The organism is Novosphingobium bradum, from assembly GCF_042646485.1.
GTDB lineage: Bacteria > Pseudomonadota > Alphaproteobacteria > Sphingomonadales > Sphingomonadaceae > Novosphingobium > Novosphingobium bradum.
In genome coordinates this window covers 101304-111183 of the sequence record NZ_JBHRTQ010000007.1, presented here as the reverse complement: position 1 = coordinate 111183, position 9880 = coordinate 101304, and the positions used below count along the sequence as shown (strand labels likewise).

Here is a 9880-nt window from a genome sequence, read left to right as displayed (position 1 = left end):
CGTGGGTATCGTTGACCTGCTTGAAGTGATCGATATCGATGATCAGCAGGCGCAGCGGCTCGGGGCTGGCCCAGGCCACCACCTGATCGAGCAGGGCGCGGCGATTGAGGAGGCCGGTGAGCGAATCGACATTGGCGAGATGGCGCGCCGCCTGTTCATCGGCCCGCGCCCGGTCGCGTTCGGCGGAAATCAGCTTGATGCGGTAGGACATGGCCAGCGAGGCCAGCAGCGCCTCGCCCCCCATCCCGATCACCAACGAATATTGCACGGCGGGTCCGAACGGGATCAGGTGCAGCGCATAGGCCAGGCGGATGATCGCCGTGACCAGCGGCACTGCCCAGCCGATCGCCAGAACCCGCACGGCCTGGCTGCCGCGGCGCCAGGCCAAGAAGGTGAGCGCCATCACCATGAAGGGCAGCGGCACGAAGCAGTAAACATAGGCGCGATCGGCCAGATAGCGCCAATCGGCCGGCGCCATGGCCAGGCCCGCGCCGCCCAGCAGCATGAGCAGGCCATAATTGCGCGCGACCCACCGCAAGCGCGACGGGATCATTCCGGGCTCGATAACGTCGGTGATGAACTTCATCGTCAGCGCCGCCAGGCAGGCCAGCAGGGCGAAGCTGGTGGCCATGCGCCAATCTTGCGGAATGCCGGGAAAGGTGATCGCCATCATCCCCGAACTGGTCCAGACATAGGCCAGCTTCGTGACCAGCGAGGCGCAGTAGGTCAGCTGGAAGCGTTCGCGGATGGTCAGCCACAGCACGAAGTTGTAGCAGAACAGGCCAATGCCCAGGCCCGCGAATCCGGCGAAGATGGCGGTTGCGGCAAGTTCGTCGGCATGGGTCTGGCGGCTGCTGACCAGGTGGACCGGGCCGATCAGCCCGCGGTTGTTGACCGCCCCGTCAACCCGGAACAGCACTTCGCGCAGCGGCGCCTTGTGGCCTTCCAGTTCCAGGACCACCGCCCCGCCGATCCCCACCATGTGGGAGATGACCACATTGTCGAGATCGCGCGTGACGATCCGGCCGCTGGTGTCGCGGGCGTAGACCGCCAGCATCCGCTGCCATTGCGGCACGAACTGGATCCGGGGCACGCCGTCGTCTCCCGGAGGCGCCCATGACCGGCCCGGCGGCGGCGTCAGACGGACCCAGTAGCTGCCCGGCCCCCACTTCGCCTCCTGGCGGTCGCAATCGAACCGGGAGGGGGCGGCGAGCACGGCTTGCGGGGTGTCGCCCGCGCGCTGCGGGGCCACGCAGGTGGACAGGTGCATCGAATCGGAGGAGCCAACGCGCAGCAAGGCAAGCGTCGCCAGTCCCGCCGCCAGCAACAGCAGCAGGAACAGCACGCAACGCACGACGATTCCCGTGCGGACCGGATCGGTCGACATCCTCATGCGGACGGGATGTACCGTCTATTTGATAACAAGATTTTATGATCGTCACCTCATCCTTGCTTCAACTGGCGGATTGATACGGTTTTTCATGGAAATTCGTGCGGCACGCGCAGAATTTCAGCCCAGGTCGAGATCGTCCAGCACCGCGCGAATCGATTCGGCCGCCGCCGGGAAGCCCAGGTGCGAACAGCGCAGGGCCACCGCCCGGTCGCGCTCGCCCGGCCAGCCGCAGGCCGAACGCGGCGCGATCACGCCATCGGCCGGGCTCCACAAGGCCGTGGTCGGCACCGGCGGCTTGACCGCGAAATCGCCGCCCACCGGCGGCTGGTCGACCGAGTGACCGGTGATCACCTGGTAGGCGCGCCAGGCATTGTTGGCGCGCGGATCGCCGGAAAAGGGCGTGCCCATCGTGATGACCCGCGCCACCGCGCCCGGCGCCAGCTTGGCGATCTCGCGCGCGAACAGGCCGCCCAGGCTCCACCCGACCAGGGCCACCGGCTGCCCGCTCGCCCTGGCGATCCGCCGCACCCGGGCGAGAAGGAAGGCGAAGTTTTCCGGCGATGGCCCGAGATTGAAGCCCAGTCCCCAATCGAACACCAGGTGGCCCGCGCGCTCGATCGCCTCGGCCATCGGCCGCATCCGTGCGGGGTGGGCGCCGAAGCCGGGCACGATCATCACCGGCATCGGCCGACGCGCCGGCGCGACCGGGCCGGCCGGGTGGCGTTTGCCGCCCACCAGCACGGCCAGTTCGCGCAGCAGCAGGCCCAGCGGCGGGGTGGTCACGCCCTCGGGCCGCGGCTCGCGAGCGAGGCGCGCGCGGCGACGCAAGCCCTCGCCCGTGGCCGCCGCCGCATCGCGGATGGCCAGGAGGTTCATCATGCGATCAGTCTTGCCCCGCTTGCCTGTTCCAGGGCTGAACGACCGGCGGGCCATGCGGGTTCCGTCCGGGGACGGGAGCACCAGTCTCGCTCAGGCGGCCAGGCGCCGCGAGGCGGAGCGATAGGGCACCTCGGCGCCAAGGAAGGTGATGAAGCGGCGGTGGAGATGTTCGGCCACGGCCACGTGAAGCGGATGGTCGAACTCGATCCCGGCCTCGTTGGCCTCGCACCAGCGGACCACGCCCGGCAGGCTTTCCAGCCCCGCCGGGCGCAGCAGCACCCGTTCGCCCGCGCGCAGCCGCAGGGCATGGCTGGCGATCCGGCAGCCGCCCGGCGACACGTCGCGGACAACCACGTCCTCGGTGAAGCCGGACAGCATCCGGCACCGCGCCGGCATGGCCAGGGCCAGCCGCCGGGCGCGGCGCTCCTCGGTTTCGTCCCGTGGGCCGGCCTCGCCTGCCATGGTTGACTCGATTTCCGTGTTTGCCGTGCTTGCCATGGGGCTGCTCCTGCCGCGTGTCGCATGACCAAGGACGGCAGCGGCGCGGGCGCTTTCACCTTTTGCACCACGCCGGCAAACACGTGGTTAACGCCGGCTTGACCATCCCCTGAGGGCAGGCGCGAGGGCGTTGCGGAACCAAAGCGGAACGCCCATATTGCCGCCAGCATGAGCGAACTGATCATCCGCCGCGGCCTTGCCGAACCCGACACCAGCGGCGCCTTCGTCCCCCACAAGCCGCAGCGGCCCGAGAAATCGGACGGCGGGCGGCCGTTCCGCATCGTCTCCGACTACGCGCCGGCCGGCGACCAGCCCACGGCCATCGCCGACCTTGTTGCCGGCATCGGCGGCGATGGTGCGACCGAGGGCGAGAAGACCCAGGTCCTGCTGGGCGTCACCGGCTCGGGCAAGACCTTCACCATGGCCAAGGTGATCGAGCAATTGCAGCGCCCGGCGCTGATCCTGGCGCCCAACAAGATTCTCGCCGCCCAGCTTTATGGCGAGTTCAAGAGCTTCTTCCCCGACAATGCGGTGGAGTATTTCGTCTCCTACTACGACTATTACCAGCCCGAGGCCTATGTCCCCCGGTCGGACACCTACATCGAGAAGGAAAGCTCGGTGAACGAGGCGATCGACCGGATGCGCCATTCGGCCACCCGCGCCCTGCTGGAGCGCGACGACGTGATCATCGTCTCCTCGGTTTCGTGCCTCTACGGCATCGGTTCGGTCGAAACCTATTCGGCGATGATCTTCGACCTCAAGAAGGGCGACACGCAGGACCAGCGCGAGATCATCAGGAAGCTCGTTGCCCTCCAATACAAGCGCAACGATGCCGCCTTTGCCCGCGGCAATTTCCGCGTGCGCGGCGACAACCTGGAGATCTTCCCCAGCCACTACGAGGACATGGCCTGGCGGATCTCCTTCTTCGGCGACGAGATCGAGGAAATCGCCGAGTTCGATCCGCTCACCGGCAAGGCGGGGGCCAAGCTCGACAAGGTGCGGGTCTATGCCAATTCGCACTACGTGACGCCGGGGCCGACGATGAAGCAGGCGGCGGATGCGATCCGCTTCGAATTGGCCGAACGGCTGAAGGAACTGAACGCCGAAGGCCGCCTGCTCGAAGCCCAGCGGCTGGAGCAGCGCACCAATTTCGATCTCGAGATGATCGCCGCCACCGGAAGCTGCGCCGGGATCGAGAACTATTCGCGCTTTCTTACCGGCCGCCTGCCGGGCGAACCGCCGCCGACCCTGTTCGAGTATCTCCCCGACAATGCCCTGCTGTTCGTCGATGAAAGCCACCAGACCGTGCCGCAGATCGGCGCGATGGCCAAGGGCGACCACCGCCGCAAGATCACGCTCGCCGAATACGGCTTCCGCCTGCCCTCGTGCATCGACAACCGCCCGCTGCGCTTCAACGAATGGGACGCCATGCGCCCGCAGACGGTCGCCGTCTCGGCCACGCCCGGCCCGTGGGAGATGGATCAATCGGGCGGCGTGTTCGCCGAACAGGTGATCCGCCCGACCGGGCTGATCGATCCGCCGGTGGCAATCAAGCCGGTGGAAGACCAGGTGCAGGACTGCATCAACGAGTGCCGGGCCACGGCCAGGCAGGGCTATCGCACCCTGGTCACCACGCTCACCAAGCGCATGGCCGAGGACCTGACCGAATTCATGCACGAAGCGGGCCTGCGCGTGCGCTATATGCATTCCGACGTGGAGACGCTGGAACGCATCGAGCTGATCCGCGACCTGCGGCTGGGCGTTTATGACGTGCTGGTGGGCATTAACCTGCTGCGCGAGGGACTCGACATTCCCGAGTGCGGGCTGGTCTGCATCCTCGATGCCGACAAGGAAGGGTTCCTCCGCAGCGAAACCTCGCTGATCCAGACCATCGGTCGCGCCGCGCGCAATGTGGATGGCCGGGTGATCCTCTATGCCGACCGGATGACCGGCTCGATGGAACGCGCCATCGCCGAAACCGACCGCCGCCGCGAAAAGCAGCGCGCCTACAACGAAGAACACGGGATCACGCCGGCCACGATCAAGCGCAACATCCACGATATCGTCGCCGATACCGCCAGCCGCGACGGGGTGGTGATCGAGCTGGAAGACGATACGCGGAACAACCTCGTCGGCCACAACCTGCGCGCCTATATCGAGGACCTCGAAGGACGGATGCGGGCCGCCGCCGCCGATCTCGAATTCGAGGAAGCCGGCCGCCTGCGTGACGAGATCCGGCGACTGGAGGCAGAGGAACTCGGCCTGCCCGACGCCGAGCACGGTTCCGGCTCCCGGGCGCCCCGCGTGGGCCGCAGCAACGAGGGCAAGCCGGGAACGCGCAAGACCCGCTATGGCAAGGTGCAGAAGAAGTGGGGGCGGTGAACGCCCGGTTTGCAGCCATGGGCCGTGCAAAATCCCGGGCGATTCGTGGAACCGGCGGGATCCGGCTCTTGCCATCGCCGCGCGATGACTCCAGAACCTGACTGATGTCGGGTCGCAAGCCGCTTATCGCCTTCACGCTCCTGCTGGGCGCCTGTTCGCAGTCGCACAGCCGGGAAGTCGTCGAAACCGCTCCGGTTTCGGGCACCTATCCGGCGCGCCTGGCGCTGGATCAAGGCCCGCTGCCGGTCGAGGCGCCGCCGCCTCAGCCGCAAGGTGGCGCCTGGAGCGCCGCGGGTTCTTCCGCGAATGATGGCGTGGCTTTCGGCATTCCCGGGCAGCCGGCGCTGTTCACCCTCGCCTGCACCCATGATGCCGCCGGCGTGGCCCATCTTGCGATCAGCCGGCATACCCGCGCCGAGGCCGGCGCCAAGGCTCTGCTCGCGCTGATCGGCAATGGCCGGATCGCGCGCCTCCCGGTCGACGCGGCGCTGCCGGGCGAGGCCGGATCGTGGCAGGGCGCGATCCCTGCCACCGATGCACGGCTCGACGTGCTCAAGGGCGGCAACCGTATCGAGGCCACCCTGCCGGGCGGCGGCACCCTGCTGCTGCCGGCCAGCGGCGAGCCGGGCCACCTGCTGGAATCCTGCCGCGCGAGCGACCGCGCGCCCGCCGCCTGAACGGTTCGGCCCTGCCCCGCCCGGGCTGGCCGCATTGCTCCGCCAAAAACGCAAACAGCCCCCGGCCCGGTCTCGGGCGGGAGGCTGCTGGAGCGCGCAAGCGGCCGGACGGCCAGTTGCGCGGCGATCAGGCGCGGATCAATCTTCCGGCGCGATGGTGACGCGGGCGCCGGCCAGGGCGTCGGAAATCTGCACCTGGCACGACAGGCGCGAGTTGGCATTGCGGTTGTCCGAGCTGTCGAGCAGGTCGTTCTCGTCGTCGGAGATGGCCGGGATGTTGTCGGCGGAGACCGGATCGATGTAGACGTGGCAGGTGGCGCAGGAGCAGCAGCCGCCGCACAGCGCGAGCAGTTCGTCAAACCCGTTGTCCCGGATGGCTTCCATCACGGAAATCCCGTTCGCAACGTCGATTTCGTGCTCGGAACCCTGACGATCGACGACTACCAGCTTGGTCATTGCCTTATCCCTGAAAAAGATGATCCTGCCCGCCCGGGGGCCTGGTGGCGGCTGCTACAGCCTGGGATCGGCTTTGGCAAGAATGGCAAGGATGAAGCACGATGGGACTCCGCGCCGGCGATCTGAACCTTGCGCTCGACGCGCTGGCGGCGCGCGAACCGCGCCTTGCCGCGGCGCTGGCCCGGGTCGGCTATCCCGAGCCGCGCATCCGGCCGCGCGGCTGGCGCACCATGCTGCGAACGATCCTCGGCCAGCAGGTCAGCGTGGCGGCGGCTTCATCGGTGTGGCGCAGGCTGGAGGCGGCGCTGGGCGAGGACCTTCCCGCCGAAGCCTTGCTCGCCGCTGATTTCGACAGCTTGCGCGCCTGCGGCCTGTCGCGCCAGAAGCAGGGCTATGCCCGGTCGCTGTGCGAACTGGTCATAGCCGGCGAGCTGGATTTCGGCGCGCTGCCGGCCGACGACGAGGCGGCGATCGCGCTGCTCACCCGGATCAAGGGGATCGGGCGCTGGTCGGCCGAGATCTACCTGCTGTTCGCCGAAGGCCGGCCCGACATCTGGCCGGCGGGCGACCTTGCGGTGCAGGCGGGGATCGGGCGCATCCTGGGGCTGGCCGAGCGGCCCTCGGAGAAGCAGACCCGCGCCCTTGCGGAAGGCTGGAGGCCGCACCGGGGGGCAGCGGCGATCCTGACCTGGCACTGCTACAACAACGCCGCGTTGTAGCACCTCCCCCGATGGGGGAAGGGCTTCAGTACCGTCCCCAGACGAACTTGGAGCTGAGCGCGAAGTTCCACACCGAGCCGAGCACGATGCCGATGATCACGGCCACGAAATCGTGGAACCCCATGGCCTTGAGCGCGGCGGCCGCGCCCACGTTGGTGAGCAGGCCGAGCGAGCAGGTCATCGCGAACTTGGCCCAGCCGCGCAGCAGCGGGGCAAAGCCGCGCAGGCGCTTGTCGGAATAGGTCAGCTCGTTGTTGAGCACGAAGTTGAAGCTCATCGCCACGACGGCGGCCAGGGTATTGGCGACGTTGAAAGTCGTGTTGCTGGTCCAGTGGCCGTAGACGAAGCGTTCGCCCAGCAGCAGGTGCAGCACCAGGAACAGCGTGCCCATCTGGACGAACACGCCCAGCGCGCCCACCGTGCCGAACAGGGCGAAGCGGGTGGGGATGAACCGGCCCAGCCACTTGTCGTAAAGGCCGACGAGGAATTCGAACACCACGGTCTGGTCGAGCTTGCTCTCGCCTTCCGCGCGGGCGGCGAAGTTCATCGGGAACTCCTTGATCCGCAGCGGCTCATCGACCGTGGCGAGGATATCGAGCAGGATCTTGAAGCCTACGCCCGAAAGCCGGTGCGCGTCCTTGCGAAGGGCATCGGTTCGCAGCATGAAATAGCCGCTCATCGGATCCGACAGGGTGACGCCGGTCACCTTGCGGGCCAGCTTGTTGGCGAGGCCCGAAGCCTTGACCCGGTCAGGCCGGCCCCAGGCCTCGGTGCTGGCGCCTTCGGCGAAGCGGCTGGCATAGGACAGGTCGTACTGGCCGCCTTCGATGGCGGCGAGCATTTCGGGCAGCAGCGCCGGATCGTGCTGGTGATCGGCATCCATCACCGCGACCACCGGGGCCGAGGTGGCGCACATCCCCTCGATCGCGGCGGAGGAAAGCCCGCGCCGGCCGATGCGCTGGAGCACACGCACGCGGCGATCCTGCGCGGCCAGCGCGCGGGCTTCATCGGCAGTGCCATCGGGGCTGTTGTCGTCGACGACGATGACTTCCCAGGCGATCCCGGCGAGCGCGGCATCGAGCCGCTCCACCATCGAGCGCACATTGCCGCGTTCGTTGTAGGTCGGCAGGACAATGCCCAGCCGGATCGGGGCAGCCGTGCCTGCGGTGTCTTGCGTGGCCATCGTTCAGAGCCTCTCGAGCACGGCATCGCCGATCGCGGCGGTGCCGAAGGTGCCGCCCAGATCGCCGCCGAACACGCCATCGGCCAGGGCTTGCGCCACTGCCGCCTCGATCCGCTGGGCCTCGGCCTCGCGGCCGAAGGAGTGGCGCAGCAGCATGGCGACCGAGAGGATCGTGGCCATGGGGTTGGCCTTGTCCTGCCCGGCGATATCGGGCGCGGACCCGTGGATCGGCTCGTACAGCCCCTTGGTGCCTTCCGCCATCGAGGCCGAGGCGAGCAGGCCGATCGAGCCCACGCACATCGAGGCCTGGTCGGACAGGATATCGCCAAACAGGTTGCCGGTCACGATCACGTCGAAGGCGCCGGGGTTCTTCACCAGCTGCATCGCGGCGTTATCGACATACATATGGGTCAGTTCGACGTCGGGATATTGCGCGGAAACCTCGATCACCGTGTCGCGCCAGACCTGCGAGGTTTCCAGCACGTTGGCCTTGTCGACCGAGCACAGCTTGCCGTTTCGGCCCTGCGCGGCCTTGAAGCCGACATGGGCGATGCGCCGCACTTCGGCATCGGTGTAGCTCATCATGTCCCAGCCGCGACGGCCACCGTCGGGCAGGGTCTCGATCCCCTTCTCGCCGAAGTAGACGTCGCCGTTGAGCTCGCGCACGATCAGGAGGTCGATCGCGCCGGCCACTTCCGGGCGCAGCGCCGAATGGCCTTCAAGGCCGGCGAAAACCCGCGCCGGGCGCAGGTTGGCGAACAGGCCCAGTTCCTTTCGCAGGCCAAGCACGGCCTGTTCCGGGCGCAGGTGGCGCTCCAGGTGATCGCAGGAAAAATCGCCGACCGCGCCGAACAGGATCGCATCGGCCGAGTGGGCGATATCGAGCGTGGCCTGGGGCAGCGGATGGCCGTGCTTGCGCCAGGCCATGCCGCCGACATCGCCTTCGACCAGGTCCAGCCCGGGAAGGTCCAGCGCCTTGAGCACGCGCACTGCCTCGCGCGTGACCTCGGGACCGATGCCGTCGCCGGCGAAAACCGCAATCCTCATGCCAATGGCCCTGTTCAACCGATCCTGCCAAGCCGATCCCGCAGGATCGCGCGCGCCGCCATAACATCCGATTGGCGATGGGCAAGCGCATAGCGCGCCAGCCGCTCGCCCAGGCGATCAAGCAGGGCCAGTTGCGCGGGGGTATCATCCGGGTCGGGCAGGCGGGCCGGTGCGCCATAGCCCAGTTCGCGCAGGGTGAGCGCCTCGTAGGCCACCAGCCCGGGCAACCAGCCGCGCGCCGAGGGCGCGGCGCAGACCGCATCGAGCAGGGCGGCCAGCGCGCCATGCAGCGCGCGGAACGGCTGGCGTTCGGGCAGGGCAGTGGCGGCGAGCGCAGTGGCCCAGCCGATCGCGGCCGAGGCCAGCGGTTCGCCCAGCCATGGCCCACGGCTGGCGACCAGTTCGAGCCGGGCGAAGGGCAGCTGGCTTTCCGCGCGCGAGCGGATCTCGCCGGCCACCAGGTTGCCCGGGATCAGCACCGGCCGCAGCTGCCGCCCGCGCCCGCCCGCGACATAGGCGCCGACCAGCCCGGCGTCGCGGGTCAGGACGCGCACGATCACCGCCGTCTCGCCATGCGGCGCAACGGCGCAGACGATCCCCGGATCGGCGGTGGTGAGGGCAAGCTGCATCGTGGGCCACGGCTGTG

10 protein-coding genes are annotated in these 9880 nt (G+C 68.3%); 3 read left to right on the top strand and 7 right to left on the bottom strand.

Going from position 1 to position 9880, the window contains the following annotated elements; genetic code table 11:
- From ACFOD9_RS06465 to ACFOD9_RS06455, 3 genes are all read right to left on the bottom strand, one after another.
- Positions 1-1387 (bottom strand): 7TM diverse intracellular signaling domain-containing protein (locus ACFOD9_RS06465; RefSeq protein WP_379509272.1); only part of this gene is annotated, 1387 nt, incomplete at its 3' end.
- Between the two features lie 123 nt (positions 1388-1510).
- Positions 1511-2272: an esterase/lipase family protein gene (locus ACFOD9_RS06460; RefSeq protein WP_379509271.1), complete on the bottom strand. Its 762-nt coding sequence runs from the start codon at positions 2270-2272 to the stop codon at positions 1511-1513.
- A gap of 90 nt (positions 2273-2362) precedes the next feature.
- Positions 2363-2770: a PilZ domain-containing protein gene (locus tag ACFOD9_RS06455; RefSeq protein ID WP_379509270.1), complete on the bottom strand. Its 408-nt coding sequence runs from the start codon at positions 2768-2770 to the stop codon at positions 2363-2365.
- Positions 2771-2938: 168 nt separating this feature from the next.
- On the opposite strand from ACFOD9_RS06455, the gene uvrB reads away from it, so the two are divergent.
- Together uvrB and ACFOD9_RS06445 are read left to right on the top strand one after the other, a co-directional pair.
- The gene (uvrB, locus tag ACFOD9_RS06450; RefSeq protein ID WP_379509269.1) at positions 2939-5152 is read left to right on the top strand and encodes an excinuclease ABC subunit UvrB; all 2214 of its coding nucleotides are present in this window, start codon (positions 2939-2941) and stop codon (positions 5150-5152) included.
- Positions 5153-5256: 104 nt separating this feature from the next.
- Positions 5257-5829 carry a hypothetical protein gene (locus tag ACFOD9_RS06445; RefSeq protein ID WP_379509268.1) on the top strand — a complete coding sequence of 191 codons (573 nt, stop codon included), beginning with the start codon at positions 5257-5259 and terminating at the stop codon, positions 5827-5829.
- A 138-nt stretch (positions 5830-5967) separates the two neighbouring features.
- Here ACFOD9_RS06445 and ACFOD9_RS06440 read toward each other — a convergent pair whose 3' ends face one another.
- On the bottom strand, positions 5968-6285 hold the full coding sequence (locus ACFOD9_RS06440) for a 2Fe-2S iron-sulfur cluster-binding protein (protein WP_379509267.1): 318 nt from the start codon (positions 6283-6285) through the stop codon (positions 5968-5970).
- A gap of 101 nt (positions 6286-6386) precedes the next feature.
- On the opposite strand from ACFOD9_RS06440, the gene ACFOD9_RS06435 reads away from it, so the two are divergent.
- Complete coding sequence (locus ACFOD9_RS06435) at positions 6387-7004, top strand: DNA-3-methyladenine glycosylase family protein (protein WP_379509266.1); 618 nt, start codon at positions 6387-6389, stop codon at positions 7002-7004.
- Positions 7005-7029: 25 nt separating this feature from the next.
- On the opposite strand, the gene ACFOD9_RS06430 is transcribed toward ACFOD9_RS06435, so the two are convergent.
- The 3 genes from ACFOD9_RS06430 to ACFOD9_RS06420 are packed head-to-tail and all read right to left on the bottom strand — an operon-like array spanning position 7030 to position 9863.
- Complete coding sequence (locus ACFOD9_RS06430) at positions 7030-8187, bottom strand: glycosyltransferase (protein ID WP_379509265.1); 1158 nt, start codon at positions 8185-8187, stop codon at positions 7030-7032.
- A gap of 3 nt (positions 8188-8190) precedes the next feature.
- A complete protein-coding gene (leuB, locus tag ACFOD9_RS06425; RefSeq protein WP_379509264.1) occupies positions 8191-9234 on the bottom strand; it encodes a 3-isopropylmalate dehydrogenase in 1044 nt (347 codons plus the stop codon).
- A 14-nt stretch (positions 9235-9248) separates the two neighbouring features.
- Positions 9249-9863 (bottom strand): recombination protein O N-terminal domain-containing protein, encoded by a 615-nt coding sequence (locus ACFOD9_RS06420; protein ID WP_379509263.1) that lies wholly within the window; start codon positions 9861-9863, stop codon positions 9249-9251.
- Positions 9864-9880 lie beyond the last annotated feature (17 nt).